At 72.7% G+C, this 14,569-nt stretch carries 12 protein-coding genes; 5 read left to right on the forward strand and 7 right to left on the reverse strand.

Going from position 1 to position 14,569, the window contains the following annotated elements; genetic code table 11:
- The first annotated feature begins 2 nt into the window (after nt 1–2).
- Nucleotides 3–974, forward strand: coding sequence for a hypothetical protein (locus TBIS_RS12560; RefSeq protein WP_013132770.1), 972 nt, complete (start codon nt 3–5; stop codon nt 972–974).
- Nucleotides 975–989: 15 nt separating this feature from the next.
- On the opposite strand, the gene TBIS_RS12565 is transcribed toward TBIS_RS12560, so the two are convergent.
- Complete coding sequence (locus tag TBIS_RS12565; RefSeq protein WP_013132771.1) at nt 990–2,417, reverse strand: amidase; 1,428 nt, start codon at nt 2,415–2,417, stop codon at nt 990–992.
- Between the two features lie 169 nt (nt 2,418–2,586).
- Here TBIS_RS12565 and TBIS_RS12570 point away from each other — a divergent pair, with 169 nt between their 5' ends.
- The 3 genes from TBIS_RS12570 (at nt 2,587) to TBIS_RS12580 (ending at nt 6,186) form a co-directional block, all read left to right on the forward strand.
- The gene (locus TBIS_RS12570) at nt 2,587–3,450 is read left to right on the forward strand and encodes a nuclease-related domain-containing protein (protein WP_241019701.1); all 864 of its coding nucleotides are present in this window, start codon (nt 2,587–2,589) and stop codon (nt 3,448–3,450) included.
- 57 nt (nt 3,451–3,507) lie between these two features.
- The gene (ilvD, locus tag TBIS_RS12575) at nt 3,508–5,346 is read left to right on the forward strand and encodes a dihydroxy-acid dehydratase (RefSeq protein WP_013132773.1); all 1,839 of its coding nucleotides are present in this window, start codon (nt 3,508–3,510) and stop codon (nt 5,344–5,346) included.
- Nucleotides 5,347–5,694: 348 nt separating this feature from the next.
- Entirely contained in the window at nt 5,695–6,186 is a 492-nt protein-coding gene (locus TBIS_RS12580; protein ID WP_013132774.1) for a helix-turn-helix transcriptional regulator, read from the forward strand.
- A 335-nt stretch (nt 6,187–6,521) separates the two neighbouring features.
- On the opposite strand, the gene TBIS_RS18720 is transcribed toward TBIS_RS12580, so the two are convergent.
- The 3 genes from TBIS_RS18720 to TBIS_RS12595 form a co-directional block, all read right to left on the reverse strand.
- On the reverse strand, nt 6,522–6,734 hold the full coding sequence (locus TBIS_RS18720; RefSeq protein ID WP_013132775.1) for an FmdB family zinc ribbon protein: 213 nt from the start codon (nt 6,732–6,734) through the stop codon (nt 6,522–6,524).
- A gap of 155 nt (nt 6,735–6,889) precedes the next feature.
- Nucleotides 6,890–7,711 carry a GNAT family N-acetyltransferase gene (locus TBIS_RS12590; RefSeq protein ID WP_013132776.1) on the reverse strand — a complete coding sequence of 274 codons (822 nt, stop codon included), beginning with the start codon at nt 7,709–7,711 and terminating at the stop codon, nt 6,890–6,892.
- 19 nt (nt 7,712–7,730) lie between these two features.
- Nucleotides 7,731–8,240 (reverse strand): HNH endonuclease, encoded by a 510-nt coding sequence (locus tag TBIS_RS12595; RefSeq protein WP_013132777.1) that lies wholly within the window; start codon nt 8,238–8,240, stop codon nt 7,731–7,733.
- A gap of 309 nt (nt 8,241–8,549) precedes the next feature.
- On the opposite strand from TBIS_RS12595, the gene TBIS_RS12600 reads away from it, so the two are divergent.
- Nucleotides 8,550–10,622 carry a prolyl oligopeptidase family serine peptidase gene (locus tag TBIS_RS12600; RefSeq protein WP_013132778.1) on the forward strand — a complete coding sequence of 691 codons (2,073 nt, stop codon included), beginning with the start codon at nt 8,550–8,552 and terminating at the stop codon, nt 10,620–10,622.
- On the opposite strand, the gene purU is transcribed toward TBIS_RS12600, so the two are convergent.
- From purU to TBIS_RS12615, 3 genes are all read right to left on the reverse strand, one after another.
- Nucleotides 10,606–11,454 carry a formyltetrahydrofolate deformylase gene (gene purU, locus TBIS_RS12605; protein ID WP_013132779.1) on the reverse strand — a complete coding sequence of 283 codons (849 nt, stop codon included), beginning with the start codon at nt 11,452–11,454 and terminating at the stop codon, nt 10,606–10,608. The genes TBIS_RS12600 and purU overlap by 17 nt on opposite strands.
- A 416-nt stretch (nt 11,455–11,870) precedes the next feature.
- Nucleotides 11,871–13,889: a tetratricopeptide repeat protein gene (locus tag TBIS_RS12610; RefSeq protein WP_013132780.1), complete on the reverse strand. Its 2,019-nt coding sequence runs from the start codon at nt 13,887–13,889 to the stop codon at nt 11,871–11,873.
- A gap of 151 nt (nt 13,890–14,040) precedes the next feature.
- Nucleotides 14,041–14,547 (reverse strand): GNAT family N-acetyltransferase, encoded by a 507-nt coding sequence (locus TBIS_RS12615; RefSeq protein WP_013132781.1) that lies wholly within the window; start codon nt 14,545–14,547, stop codon nt 14,041–14,043.
- Nucleotides 14,548–14,569: the final 22 nt, after the last annotated feature.

Below are 14,569 nucleotides of genomic sequence, written 5' to 3' on the forward strand. Positions count from 1 at the left end.
CCGTGGACTCCGCACGTGACGTTCTCATCGCCCTCGCCCGGCGGTACGCGTTCGGCGACGTGGGGGCGCTCGCCCGCGCGGTCCTCCCGGACGGCGAACCGGCCCGCCGGGTGGCCGCGGTCTGCGAGTTCGGCCACCGCCTGCTGACGCTCGACGCCGAGGACTTCGCCAGCGACGCCGACGCCCGGTCGATCCCCGCCGACCTGCGCCGGCGGGCCCGGGCCTGCCACATGCCGCAGACGCCGCGCCAGCGGCCCCGGGGCGCCATGGACTCGATGCGCCCGGTCTTCGCCCTGCTCCTCGAGGTGATCGCCATCCGCTGGCGGCGACGGGAGCTGAGCCCGATGATCGCGGCCGTGCACATCGCGAGCGAGTACCTGCCGCTCCTCGCCTTCGAGCCGGTCCTGGGCCACGCCGGCGACCCCGCCCGGTGGCCGGCGGGGTTACGGGCGGCCGGGAGCCGGTTCGGGGTGATCGGCGACCGCGAGTGCGCGCACACCAAGGTGGAGCAGTCGGCGGTGGAGCGGACCCTCCGCGTGGCGCACGAGCCGCAGTCCGGGTGGCTGGCCTACCTCGACCGCCAGCACAGCCACGTGGCCCACGCCCTCGCCACCTGCGTGGCCCGGTGCCGCCGGCCGTGCACGGCCATGGACTGGGTGAGCGACCGCGACGACCTGGCGGACCGGTGCGCGGCGGCGCTCGCCTTCGCCGACAGCCCGCTGGTCCGGCTCCGCCACGCCGCACCGGTGGGGCACGGCTTCGGCGTGCCCTCCCCGGAGGAGGTCATGGAGGCGTGGTCGCGCAGCCGGGAGTCGCTGGCCCGGCGCGGCGGCGCCGGCAAGGCGGCCGAGGAGGAGGACGGGTTCCCGCTCCCCGGGCTGCCCAGCCTCTTCTCGGCGATCGCCGCCGCACCGGTCGAGCCGTCCACGCTGCTCGCCGACGTCGCCGCGCACCTGGTCGACCTGCTGAGCTGAGGAGGCCGGGCCGGCTCACCAGACCGACGGGCGCCGGTCTCCCCAGAAGCCGCCGACGGCCGCCTCGATCTGCGCCGACAGCGAGATGAGGGTGCCCTCGTCCCCGAACCGCCCGGCGAGCATGACCCCGATGGGCAGCCCTTCGTCGGTCCAGTGCAGCGGGAGGTTGACCGCGGGCTGGCCGCTGACGTTGTACACCGCGGTGAACGGCGCGAACCGCTTCATCCGCTCGAAGGTCTGCTCCGGGTCGTCCCCCTCCTCGAACCAGCCGATCGGCACCGGCGGCTGGGTGAGGGTCGGGGTGAGCACCGCGTCGTAGGCGTCGGTCGCCTGCAGGGCCAGCCGGGTGGTGAGCTGGAGCGAGGCCTGCGCCTGCAGGAACTCGGGGGCCGTCACGGCGTGCCCGCGCTCCCGCAGCCAGGCGGTGATCGGCCGCAGCTTGTGCTCGTTCTCCTTGGCCACCGGGTGCATGCAGGCGAACGTGTACCACATCTTCACGAACTCCGGCACGGTCTCCGCGCCGAACGGCGGGGTGACCTCCTCGACCTCGTGCCCGAGCGAGACCAGCAGCTCGGTGGCCTTCTCATAGGCGGCGAGCACGTCGGGGTGGACCTCGGCCTCGGGGACCGCGGGCGTGGCGTGGCGGGCGATCCTCAGCCGGCCCGGCTCCCGGCCCACGTAGGCGGAGAAGGAGCCGAGCTTCGGCGGCGGCGCCCAGTAGTGGTCGCCGGGGTTGTTGTGCGCCATGGCGTCGAGGAGCGCGGCCGCGTCCGCGACGGTCCGGGAGATGGGGCCGTTGGTGGAGAAACCGGCCAGGTCGGGGATGATCGGGCCGGAGGAGATCCGGCCCCGGCTGGGCTTGATGCCGTACAGCCCGCAGGCCGAGGCGGGGATGCGGATCGAACCGGCGCCGTCGCTCCCGTGCGCGACCGGGGCGAGCCCGCCGGCGACCGCAGCCGCCGCTCCCCCGCTCGACCCGCCCGCCGAACGGGAGAGGTCCCAGGGCGTGCGCGCCGGAGGGCACACCGCGGGCTCGGTGTAGCAGGGCAGGCCGAACTCGGGGGTGTTGGTCTTGCCCACCATGATCGTCCCGGCCTCGCGGAGCCGCTCCACCACCGCGTCGTCCACGGGCGCCACGAACCCCTCGTACGTGGCCGAGCCGAAGTAGATCGGCACGTCCTTGACGAGGTTGAGGTCCTTGATCGGCACGGGTACGCCGAGCAGCGGGGGGAGGTCCTCCGGCGGCTCGCGGAGCACGCGCGCCTCCTGCTCGCGCGCCTGATCCAGGGCCCGCTCCGCGGTGACGGTGACGAACGCGCCGAGCTCACGGTCGAGGCGTTCGATCCGCTCCAGGTAATGCTCGGTTATCTCGACGGGTGAGAGCTCTTTCGACCGGACCGCTTGTGCCTGTTCGAGGGCGGTGAGATCGTGAATCTGTGCCACGGATGGAACCGTATGCCGGTCCCGCGGGAATATCCAGACACCGCTCGCGCGGGAGCATCCGGGCGAGAATACCCCTGGCGTACGGCCGGGCACCGGCGGATGCGGGGCGACAAAAGTATGAACTGGATAACACTAGGCAACCCCCGGAGGGCTCATTACGGTGAGTGACGTGGGAACCGGTGCGTCGTCCGACAACGGCAACGACACGCCGCCGATCTGGGGCGGCGGCGATCAGTCGCCCGGCCCGTCTCGCCGGCCGGAGCCGAAGGGCCCGCTCGCGCACGTGCCGATCGGGCGGGTGTCCGCGCAGAGCCTGCTGAGCGACCCGAGGTACCGTCACCTGCGCCGCCGCGTGATCCTCGCGCTCGCGGTCGGGATCGTCGTGTGGCTCCTGCTGCAGAGCTGGCGGGTCGGCGTCACCGCGGCGATCATCGCGGCGATCGCGGACGCGATCCAGCAGGCGCGGATGGACTCGTCGATCCCCGCCTGGCGGCGCGCGTCCTCGGCCGAGCGGCGCACCGAGCACCAGCTCCGGCGGCTGGAGCGGAAGGGCTACCGCACCCTCCACGCCCGGGCCATCCCCAACAGCGACGCCCAGATCGACCACCTCGTCATCGGCCCCACCGGGGTGTACGCGGTGGACTCCGAGAAGTGGGACCGGCGCCTCCCCGTCCGGGCCCAGGGCCACCGCAAGCTGTTCCACGGCCCGTTCAACAAGAAGGACCGGCTCAACGAGGCCCGCTGGGAGGCCCAGCAGGCGAGCGAGCTGATCAGCCGGGAGCTCGGCCGGGAGATCACGGTCATCCCCTCCCTGGCGATCTACGGGCCGCCGGTCCCGTGGCGGACGCTCACCATCCGGGACGTGGACGTCTTCTCGGGCGGCTTCGTCCGCAAGTGGATCACCAAGCGGGAGAGGTCCCTCACCCCGGACGAGATCGACGCCATCTACCGCGCCGCCGAACGGGTGCTGCCGCCCCGCTACCCGGTGGACCCGGCGCCGTCGTCTCGAACCGTGGGCAACATGTCTCGATAGCCGACCGGGTGGCCGTACCATTTGAAGACTCACAGGTCTTCGGATGGAGTTTCGCTCATGCCCGCTCTGAGATCTCGTACGGTCACCCACGGCAGGAACATGGTCGGCGCCCGGGCGCTGCTCCGCGCCGCGGGCGTGGCGGGCGAAGACTTCGGTAAGCCGATCATCGCGGTCGCCAACAGCTACACCCAGTTCGTCCCCGGCCACGTCCACCTGCGCGAGGTCGCGGACGTGGTGGCGGACGCGATCCGCGCGGCCGGCGGCGTGCCGCGGGAGTTCAACACGATCGCGGTCGACGACGGCATCGCCATGGGCCACGACGGCATGCTCTACTCGCTCCCCTCCCGGGAGCTGATCGCCGACGCGGTCGAGTACATGGTCAACGCCCACCGGGCCGACGCCCTGGTCTGCATATCCAACTGCGACAAGATCACGCCGGGGATGCTGCTCGCCGCGTTCCGGCTGAACATCCCGACCGTCTTCGTCTCCGGCGGGCCCATGGAGGCGGGGAAGACCCCGGGCCGGAAGCTCGACCTGATCGACCCTATGATCGCCTCGGCGGACGACAGCGTCTCGGACGAGGAGCTGCTCCGGATGGAGGAGGCCGCGTGCCCGACCTGCGGGTCGTGCAGCGGCATGTTCACCGCGAACTCGATGAACTGCCTCACCGAGGCGATCGGTCTGGCCCTGCCCGGCAACGGCACGCTCCTCGCCACGCACGCCGCGCGCAAGCGGCTGTTCGAGCAGGCCGGGCGGCTCGTCGTCGAGCTCGCCAAGCGGTACTACGACGAGGACGACGAGTCGGTGCTCCCGCTCAGCATCGCCACCCGCGACGCGTTCGAGAACGCCATGGCGCTCGACATCGCCATGGGCGGCTCGACCAACACGATCCTCCACCTGCTCGCCGCGGCGCGGGAGGCGCGCGTCGACTTCGGGCTCAAGGACATCAACGAGCTGTCGCTGCGGGTGCCCTGCCTGTGCAAGGTCGCCCCGGCCACCTCGAAGTACCACGTCGAGGACGTGCACCGGGCCGGCGGGGTCCCCGGCATCCTCGGCGAGCTCGACCGGGCCGGCCTGATCCACCGGAACGTCCACACCATCCACTCCTCCTCGCTCGCCGAGTACCTCGCCAAGTGGGACCCCCGGTCCCCGGAGGTGACCGAGGAGGCGATCGAGCTCTGGCACGCGGCCCCCGGGAACCGGCGGACCGTCAAGGCGTTCTCGCAGGACGCCCGGTGGGAGACGCTCGACCTCGACCGCGAGCAGGGGTGCATCCGGGACATCGAGCACGCCTACACGCGGGACGGCGGCCTCGCCGTGCTCTACGGCAACCTCGCCCCCGAGGGCTGCGTGGTGAAGACGGCCGGGGTGGACGAGTCCATCTGGAGGTTCTCCGGCCCGGCCGTGGTGTTCGAATCCCAGGAGGAGGCGGTCGAGGGCATCCTCGGCGACAAGGTGAAGCCGGGCGACGTGGTGATCGTCCGGTACGAGGGCCCCAAGGGCGGGCCGGGCATGCAGGAGATGCTCTACCCGACGAGCTTCCTCAAGGGGAAGGGCCTCGGCAAGGTCTGCGCGCTCATCACCGACGGGCGGTTCTCCGGCGGCACGTCCGGGCTGTCCATCGGGCACGCCTCCCCGGAGGCGGCCGCGGGCGGCACCATCGCCCTGGTCGAGAACGGCGACATCATCGAGATCGACATCCCGAACCGGTCGATCGAGCTGAAGGTCTCCGATGAGGAGCTCGCCGCCCGCCGTGAGCGGCTCCTCGCCGAGCTCGGCGGGTACCGCCCGCGCAACCGGAATCGCCCGGTCTCCGCGGCGCTGCAGGCGTACGCGGCGCTCACCACCTCGGCGTCCACCGGCGCCTCGCGGGACCTCTCGCAGCTCTCCCGGTGATCCACCGGACCCGCAAGGGGTCACGCGCAGCCCGTACGTGACAGCCGGTGTGCCGGGCGCGGCCTGCCCACCGCCCACGAGGCCGCAGGGCCGCGCCCGGGCAGCCGATGGCGGCTTCGGGCCGCAGCGCGCGTGAACCGCCCGGGTCCAGCCGCGCCCGGCGTCGCTGGCCGCTTCCCCGCCGTGCGGCCGGGCCCCGGCGCGAGCGAGACTCGGTAGCGCGGGAACGACGGACCGCCGTCCGGGGCCGCGCGTCGGCGCGCCCGGCTCACGGCCACCGCGCGGAGTTGCGGCGCAGCTCGAAGACGCGTTCGAAAAAATGTCAGTGGCCGTCGTTATCGTCGGATCATGGCCACCACCGCACAGCACCCGTTGACGGCCGCCGAGATCGCCGCCATCGCGCTGTCGCTCGCCCACCTCGGGACCGGGCCCCAGTCCGTGACCGCCCGTCGCGGGCTGCGCCAGGTTCTCGACCGGCTGGACGCCGGAGACGGCGTCGTCGCCACCACGCTCGCCACCCTCACCGCACCGCTGCCCGCCGACGTGGCCCGCCGCGCCAGGGTCGCGGCGAACGCGATCACCTCCCGCCGGGTGGTCCGCCTCCACTACCGGGACGCGTCCGGCCGGCACACCGCCCGCGACATCGAGCCGGTGACCTGCCTGGTCCACCGGGACTTCTGGTACCTGGTCGGCTGGTGCCGGCTGCGGCGCGGGATCAGGGCGTTCCGGTTCGACCGGATCGTCGCCATCGAGCCGACCGACCTCCCGGCACGGCCACGCCTGCCCGAGCACTACCTGCCGTTCCAGGGCCGGAGAGCGGTCCACGCCACCGCGGCCTGAGGCGTCCGCCGCTCGCCGCCGGCCGCCGCCCAGCGAACCGGCCGGGCGCACAGGTCATGGCCCGGTTGCCTCGGAGGCCGCCACGGGGACCGGCGGAGATCCGCCAGGGAGATCCACCGCCCGGTGATGGCGGGAGGGCTCCGGGGCGACCGGGCCTACCGGCCCGCCGGGGTGAGGCCGGCGGCTCTCCGGTGCCGGATACGGCAAACCTCGACCGGATACGGCAAGCCTCGAGATGAACGCGTATGCGGCGCGTGGGGGAACGCGCGGCGAAGGATGCGGGGCGGGTCCGCCGCGCCGGCGTCACGCCGGACGGCAGGGAACGAAAGCGTGGATCAGCCGCGGGCGCAGCACCCGCCGCCGCAGCACCCGCCTCCCCCGCCGCCGGACGGGCCGGAGGCCCTGCCGGTCACCGCGACGGAGGAGAGCAGCTTCACGGTGTCATCGTGGCCGCAGGGGCAGGTCGCCGGGTCGTTGGCCTCGGCCATCGGCCGGCTGAGCTCGAACGTCGAATCGCACGTGCGGCAGCGGTAGTCGTAGCGAGGCATGTCTCTAGGGTAGGGCGACCGGTCACGGCCGACGCCACGGGATCCACACCGGCCGGAACGTCCGCCCGGCCGTTGCGTGCGCGTGCCGGAACCGGCCCGGCGTGCCCGCTCAGGCCGCCACAGTCTGCCGCTGCGGAGCCTGCCGGACCGGCGGGCTAACCGAAGTGGATCGTGGCGTAGTCCCCGACCGGCCGGTACCCGAGCCGCAGGTAGATCGAGTTCGAGGTCTGGTTCGCCAGGTCGCTGATCAGCAGCACCTCGGCCGCCCCGGACTCCCGCGCGCGCAGGCTCGCCGCGCGGGTCACCGCCGTGCCGTACCCGCGGCCCCGCAGCTCCGGCGGGGTGTAGACGGGGCCGACCCGGGACATGCCGGCGATGGGCGCGGTGACCCCGGCCATGGCGACCCGCCGGCCGCCGTCCTCCCACCAGATCAGCTCCTCGCGGTTGATCCGTGCGGCCACGACCGGGGCGTAGTCCGCGGTCGACCCCGGGTCCGCCTCCTCATGGAACCGCCGGAACCACCGGATCGCCTCGTCGAGCTCCGCGGTGGTGATCGTGCGGGCCGAGCCCGGGACGTCGCAGGGCGCGAGCCGTTCCAGCCGGTAGAGGCGCTCGGCGCGGCGGCACCGCTCCGGGCGCCACCACGAGCGGGCGAAGGTCTCCACCGCCTCCACCGGGCCGGTCACCCCGTCGACGGCCCGGTCCAGCTCGATGAGGTCGCTGGCGAGCAGCGGGAGCGCGGCCTGCGGCATGCCGCTGGCCAGCAGCAGCGGGTACGGCGGGCAATGGCTCACCGCCCCGATGACCGTGCCGTTCTCATCCTCGAGCCAGCCCAGGAGCGGGTTCTCGGCGAACATGCCGGCCCGGCACCGGTGCAGCACGGTCAGCGGCACCGTGTTGCGCACCGGGTCGGCGAGCAGCCACGGCTCGGCCGCGGCCGCGTACTCCTCGACCCGTGGGGTGAAGACCCACCTCATCGGTGCCCGGCGGCCGGTGTCAGGCCGCCCACTCGTTGAGGTAGGGCGCCCACTGCGGGTCGCCGTCGAACTGCGCGCCGATGAGCCGCCAGTGCGCCCCGCGCGGCACCGCGGGGGTGACGCGGAGCGTCCACCCCAGCTCCTCCAGCAGCTTGTCGGCCTTCTTGTGGTTGCAGGCCGCGCACGAGGCCACGCAGTTCTCCCAGGTGTGCTGACCCCCTCGTGATCTCGGCACGATATGATCAATGGTCTCCGCCCGCTGCCCGCAGTAGGCACAGCGGTAGTTGTCCCGCCGCATCAGCGCGGCCCGGGTGAGCGGGATGCGCGAGCGGTACGGGATGCGGACATAGCGGCGAAGGCGGATCACTGAGGGAACGAGGAGCGTCATCGTGGCCGAGCGGAGCATGGCACCCCGCCCGTCATGGTGCACGACCTCCGCCTTCTCCCTGAGGACGAGCACCACCGCGCGGTGCAGGGAGAGCGTGGTGAGAGGCTCGTAGGTGGCGTTGAGCAGGAGTACCTGGCGCATCAGCCGACCTCCCCCCAGCCGTCGGCTGTGCGCCACCGTTGCGGTCCTTGCTGGGACCCAGATGCTTCCGTCACAGGGACCTCCGCCAGACGGCCCAGCGGATCGTCACCACGGCGCCGCCCTTCCCCAAGTGTGGCCTTGACGGCGGCCCTTGCGCCACCCCATTTACGACTGTGGAGCCGGCGAGCAGGGCGCCGTGCATCTTATGCCCCACGAGTCGTCTTTTTACTCCCGGCTGGCCCGGATCGCCGCACGTCCGCGGCTTGCGCGGGCGCGCCGCACCGCGTCCCCGTGTTCTAGAGTGCCAGCATGACGCGACTGCCCTATCCGCCCGCCCGCCGCGACGACGTGGTCGATGAGCTGCACGGAATCGCCGTTCCCGACCCGTACCGGTGGCTGGAGGACCCCGACGATCCGGCCGTGAAGGAGTGGCTCGACGCCCAGGAACGGCTGTTCCGCTCCGCCGAGCTGGAGGGACGGGAGTACTTCCGCGACCGCGTCGCCGAGCTGATGCGCTCCGGGGCGGTCCGGTCGCCCGTGTGGCGGGGCGAGCGCCGGTTCTTCACCCGCCGCCTCCCCGATCAGGAGCACGCCATCCTCTATGTCGCCGACGGCGCGGGCGAGCGGGTGCTGATCGATCCGATGGCCCTCGACCCCTCCGGGCTCACCACGCTCGACACCTACCAGCCGGACAAGGAGGGGAACCGGCTCGCGTACCAGATCTCGACGGGCGGCGACGAGGAGTCGCGGCTCTACGTGCTCGACGTCGCCACCGGGCAGGTGATCGAGGGGCCGATCGACCGGTGCCGGTACTCCCCGGTCGCCTGGCTGCCCGGCGGCGAGGCGTTCTACTACGTGCGCCGGCTCCCGCCCGACCAGGTGCCGGCCGGCGAGGAGCAGTACCACCGCCGGGTCTACCTGCACCGGGTCGGCACGTCCCCGGACGAGGACGTGCTGATCTTCGGCGAGGGGATGGAGAAGACCAACTACTACGGGGTGTCGGTCTCCCGGGACGGCCGGTGGCTGACGATCTCCGCCTCGCGCGGTACGGCGCCGCGGAACGACCTGTGGATCGCCGACCTGTCCGCGTCCTCTCCGGAGGCCCCGCGGCTGGTGACCGTGCAGGAGGGGGTCGACGCCCGCACGGGCCTGCACTTCGGGCGTGACGGGCGGCTCTACGTCTTCACCGACCTCGGCGCGCCGCGGGGCCGCATCTGCGTGACCTCTCCGGAGCACCCGACGAGCGAGCACTGGCGCGACCTCGTGCCCGAGGACCCGGTCTCCGTGCTCAGCGACTTCGCGATCCTCGACGACCTGCCGGAGCCGGTCATGCTGGTCGGCCGCACCCGGCACGCCATCTCGGAGATCACCATCCACGCGCTGGAGACCGGTGAACGGATCGGCGAGGTCCCGCTCCCCGGCCTCGGCTCGATCGGGGCGATCACCGAACGGCCCGAGGGCGGTCACGAGGCCTGGTTCACCTACACCGACAACGTCACGCCGACCACCGTGTACCGGTTCGACGCGCGGACCCGGGAGACCACGCTCTGGGAGGCCGCGCCGGGGGCCGTGACGGTGCCCGAGATCACGACCGAGCAGGTGGTGTACCGGTCGAAGGACGGCACCGAGGTCCGCATGCTGGTGATCTCCCGCCCGGGTTCCGGCCCGCGGCCCACCATCCTCTACGGCTACGGCGGGTTCGGCATCTCGCTGAGCCCCGCGTACTCCGCCTCGATCCTCGCCTGGGTGGAGGCCGGCGGCGTGTACGCGATCGCCCAGCTCCGCGGCGGCGGCGAGGAGGGAGAGGAGTGGCACCGCGCCGGGATGCTCGGCAACAAGCAGAACGTCTTCGACGACTTCCACGCCGCGGCCGAGCACCTGATCGCCACCGGCGTGACCACCCCGGAGCGGCTCGGCATCTGCGGGGGCTCCAACGGCGGCCTGCTGGTCGGCGCCGCGATCACCCAGCGGCCGGAGCTGTACGCGGCGGCGGTCTGCTCCGCCCCGCTGCTCGACATGGTCCGCTACGAGCGGTTCGGGCTCGGCGCGACCTGGAACGTGGAGTACGGCACGGCCGACGACCCCGAGCAGTTCCGCTGGCTGTGGTCGTACTCGCCGTACCACCACGTCCGGGAGGGGGTGCGCTACCCGGCCACCCTGTTCACGGTCTTCGCCTCGGACACCCGGGTGCACCCGCTGCACGCGTGGAAGATGACCGCCGCCCTGCAGCACGCCCAGGCGGGAGACCGGCCGATCCTGCTGCGCAACGAGGCGGACGTCGGCCACGGGCCGCGCGCGGTGAGCCGATCGGTGGATCTCGCCGCCGACCAGCTCGCCTTCCTCGCCCGCCACACGGGCCTGCGGATCAGCGGTAGAAGATGATGGTCTTGTTGCCGTCGAGCAGCACCCGGTGCTCGGCGTGCCACCGCACCGCGCGGGCGAGCGCCTGACACTCGAGGTCACGGCCGATCGCGGCGAGGTCCTCCGGGGTGTGGGTGTGGTTCACCCGGGCCACCTCCTGCTCGATGATCGGGCCCTCGTCGAGGTCGGCCGTGACGTAGTGCGCGGTGGCGCCGATGAGCTTCACCCCGCGGGCGTACGCCTGGTGGTACGGCCTGGCGCCCTTGAACGACGGCAGGAACGAGTGGTGGATGTTGATCATGCGCCCGGCGAGCTTGTTGCACATGTCCTCGGAGAGGATCTGCATGTAGCGGGCGAGCACCACCAGGTCGGCCCGGTAGTGCTCGACCAGGGCGAGGATCTCCGCCTCCTGCTTGGGCTTGGTCTCCGGGGTGACCGGCAGGTGGTGGTAGTCGATGCCGTACGACTGGGTGAGCGGGCGCAGGTCGGGGTGGTTGGAGACCACGGCCACGATCTCGATCGGCAGCAGGCCGGAGCGCACCCGGTAGAGCAGGTCGTTGAGGCAGTGGCCGAGCTTGCTGACGAGCACGAGCACCCGGGTCTTCACCGACCGGTCGAAGAGCTCGAACTCCATGCCGAACTCGGGGGCGAGCGCGGCGAAGGCGCTCCGGAGCTCGTCGATGCCGAGGTCGGTCGCGAACTGGACCCGCATGAAGAACCGCTGCGCGTCTGGGTCGCCGAACTGCTGGCTCTCGGTGATGTTGCAGTCGCGCTCGGCCAGGAGACCGGACACCGCGGCGACCACGCCGGGCCTGTCTGGGCAGGACAGGGTCAGCACGTACTCAGCGCTCATGTTCTTCCTCGCCGGGGGATGCTCTTTTTCCGTCCCAGGGTAGGGGCATTCGCCGCGAGAGATGGAACGCTTTCCGGCCCGGCCCAGGTCCGCGGCCGGCCCGCGGGCGCACGCACGCGGTCCCGTGTGCGGCGCTTCCGGCCCGGTACGGCACCGCGGCATGACCGCGCGGTCCCGATGAGGGCCGCGGGGCGCTCCGGCGGGGGACGGCCGCATCCGTCCAGGCCCACCGGCCGGACCACACTCCAGGGCATCGCCGCCGGCCGTGCGATGCCGCCGCCGGTCCGCCGGGGCGCATCGCACCGCACCGGCCGGCTCGGGTCGCCTCGTCGAGCGCCGCGCGGCCGCCGGCACACCCCTGGCACCAGCCAGTCTTGACGGCCCGCGCCCCTGGCACCGGGCGGCCCGGGCACCGGTCAGGCGGTCCGCCGCGGGGCGTGCCGGCGCAGGGCGAGGTCGATGTCGGGGTCGTCCGGGTCGAGGGCGTGCGCCCGCTGCAAGTCCCGTACGGCCTCCTCGGTCCGGCCGAGCGCGAGGAGTGCGGTGGCGCGGTTGTAGAGCAGGGCCGCGTCCTCCCCGAGCTCGATCGCCCGGGTGAGGTCCTCCACCGCCCCCTCGGCGTCACCGGTCTCGTACCGGAGCATCGCCCGGCCCGCCCAGGCGGAGGCGAGGCCGGGCGCGGCCGACACCGCGAAGTCGAAGGCCTTGCGCGCCTCCTCGGTCCGGCCGGCCGCCGCCTCGAGCGCCCCGAGCAGGGCGTGCAGGTGGGCGTTGCCGGGGTCGATGACCAGGCCGGCCGCCACGTCGCGCCGGGCCGCCTCGGCCTCGCCTTGGGACTCCAGGATGCTCGCCCGGTTGACGTAGGCGTCGAGGAAGCCGGGGTCCAGCTCGAGCACATAGTCGAGGTCGGCCTTGGCCCCGTCCAGGTCGCCCTGGGCCAGCCGGAGCTCGGCGCGGTTGTAGTAGAGCTCCGGCGTGGGCGGGCTCACCCGCATCGCGGTCTCGTAATCGGCGAGGGCCTCCTCGGTCCGGCCCAGCTCGAACAGGAGGTTGCCCCGGTCGACGTAGTTGTCCGGGTAGGCCGGGTCGAAGGCGATCGCCCGGTCGAAGTCCCGGAGCGCCTCCTCCTTCCGGCCCATCCGGGCGAGGAGCTGCGCCCGGTTGGCGTAGAGCACCATCTTGTGCACCGGGTGCGCCTCAGGCGGCAGGTCCCGCTCGGCGAGGTCGATCGCCGACTGAACCAGGTCCAGGGCCGCGTCGATCCGGCCTTCCCGCAGCTCGATCAGCGCCCGGCCGTTCTGGTCGAACCCGAGCTTGAACGCCCGCTCGCGCGGGTCGGGCAGCAGGGTCGAGATCGCGATCGCCTCGTTGATCCATCCTCTGGCGCGCTTCAGGTCCCGGTGCGCTGCGTCCCGGTACCGGGCGTCGAGCATGGCGATGCCGTACGCGGACGCGGCGTGCACGACCGGGTCGACGCTGACCCGGCGGGCCTGCTCGAACAGCTCGTAGGCGCGCTCGGTCTCCCCCAGCCCGCTGAAGGCGAACGCCGTGCGCTGGGTGAACTTCCACCACAGCTCGGAGCCGGGCTCGGCGAGCCGCAGCCCGCGCAGGCCGAGCTCGGTGACGGCGTGGAGGAAGCCCTCGGACACGCAATGGTCGAGCGCCTCCCACAGGGCCTGGAGCGCAGCCTCCCGGTCGCCGCTGTGCTCGAGGTGGTAGGGCACCGCGCCGAGCGCGTACTCGCCCGGCCACGCGCCGCCCGGCTCGCCCCGCAGCTCGGCCGCGCGCCGGGCGTGCCGCCGGGCCCGCTCCTCCTCGGGGAGGGCGAGATAGGCCCGGTACGCCTCGGGGTCGTCCGAGGTGCCGTCGGAGGCGATGTAGTCCTCCGGCGGGCCGTCCGAGGCGGCCGCCCGGACCACCTGCAGGCCGTCGGGCGGAGGCTCCGGGGAGCCGATCGCCAGGGTGAGGTTGCCCACCCGCCGCGCCAGCACGCCGAGCAGCTCCCGGTCGGTCGGGTCCGCCTCGTGGACGTTGTCCACGGCGAGCGCGGCCGGCTCGGTGAGGCACGCGCGGACGAACTCCGCGATCCCGTTCGCGAGCCAGAGGGTGCGCCGCGGCGCGGGAACGAGGATCCGCTCGTTCTCCGGAAGCCGGGCGGCGACGCTCTCGTGGCGCGCCGGGACCACGGCGCGCAGATCCGGGGCGACCGCCCGGATCTCGATGTCGTGTGCCGCCACCAGGTCGGGGGAGCGCTCCAACGCGACCGGCACGAGCGCGCGCAGCAGCGCGCCGCCGATCGTGTACGGACCGCGGAGTCGGCGATGGCCGTTGAGCACGGGCACCACCAGCGGCGGAAGGTCGAGAGAGCGGAGCCGCTCCGTGCGATCGCGGGACCGCTCGCCCCAGACCCAGAGGTGGCGATCCCCGCCGATCAACCCTTGTGGATGGCGCTGGACGAACCGGTCAGCCGCACCATGCCGGGCTTGCGAATCCTGATCTTCTTCACTGTGCCTCGCTTCTCCACTTCTCGCGACAAGCCAAGGCACAAGTATTCAAACCGTTCAAGAAATAGCAAGTCCACGCGTGTCAATCAGACACACAAAATGGTGACAACTCCGATATCAAGTACTTCTCGCCATAAAGGACGACATTTTCGCCGCGTTTCTCCCGCCGTAATTCCCGCCACCCGGCCTTCCGGTACAGCTCCAGCGCAGCGGTTTGCCGAAGCGTCGTATCCCCGCGGAGCACCGCGTAGCCGAGCTCGCGGGCCCGCTGCTCCAGGGCGAGCATGATCTGCGTGCCGTACCCGCGGCGCTGGTGGTCGGGGTGCACGCGAAGCCGGCACATCTCGGCCGTCCGGTCGTCGATCCGGCGCAGGCCGCCCATCGCGACGATCCCGGCGCCCTCCACCTCCCCGACCAGGAACTCCCCCCGGTTGGCGAGGTACACCTCGGTGATGCGCGGAAAGTCGTCGTCGTAGTAGACGCCGTCCCCCGGCACCAGGCCGACCTGGGCGAGGGCGATCTGATGCAGCGTCCACACCGCGTCGAGGTCGGACCAGCGGTACCGGCGGATCCGCAGCGGTTTCGTCATCCCTGAACGCCTTCCCTCCGCC

Source organism: Thermobispora bispora DSM 43833 (assembly GCF_000092645.1).
Taxonomy (GTDB): domain Bacteria; phylum Actinomycetota; class Actinomycetes; order Streptosporangiales; family Streptosporangiaceae; genus Thermobispora; species Thermobispora bispora.

Excerpts from the sequence above, each read along its gene's own strand:
- TBIS_RS12615 (WP_013132781.1), bottom strand. The coding sequence starts at position 14,547 with ATGACGAAACCGCTGCGGATCCGCCGGTACCGCTGGTCCGACCTCGAC.
- TBIS_RS12580 (WP_013132774.1), top strand. The coding sequence starts at position 5,695 with ATGGCCACCACCGCACAGCACCCGTTGACGGCCGCCGAGATCGCCGCC.
- TBIS_RS18720 (WP_013132775.1), bottom strand. The coding sequence starts at position 6,734 with ATGCCTCGCTACGACTACCGCTGCCGCACGTGCGATTCGACGTTCGAG.
- TBIS_RS12590 (WP_013132776.1), bottom strand. The coding sequence starts at position 7,711 with ATGAGGTGGGTCTTCACCCCACGGGTCGAGGAGTACGCGGCCGCGGCC.
- TBIS_RS12600 (WP_013132778.1), top strand. The coding sequence starts at position 8,550 with ATGACGCGACTGCCCTATCCGCCCGCCCGCCGCGACGACGTGGTCGAT.
- purU (WP_013132779.1), bottom strand. The coding sequence starts at position 11,454 with ATGAGCGCTGAGTACGTGCTGACCCTGTCCTGCCCAGACAGGCCCGGC.
- ilvD (WP_013132773.1), top strand. The coding sequence starts at position 3,508 with ATGCCCGCTCTGAGATCTCGTACGGTCACCCACGGCAGGAACATGGTC.
- TBIS_RS12595 (WP_013132777.1), bottom strand. The coding sequence starts at position 8,240 with ATGCGCCAGGTACTCCTGCTCAACGCCACCTACGAGCCTCTCACCACG.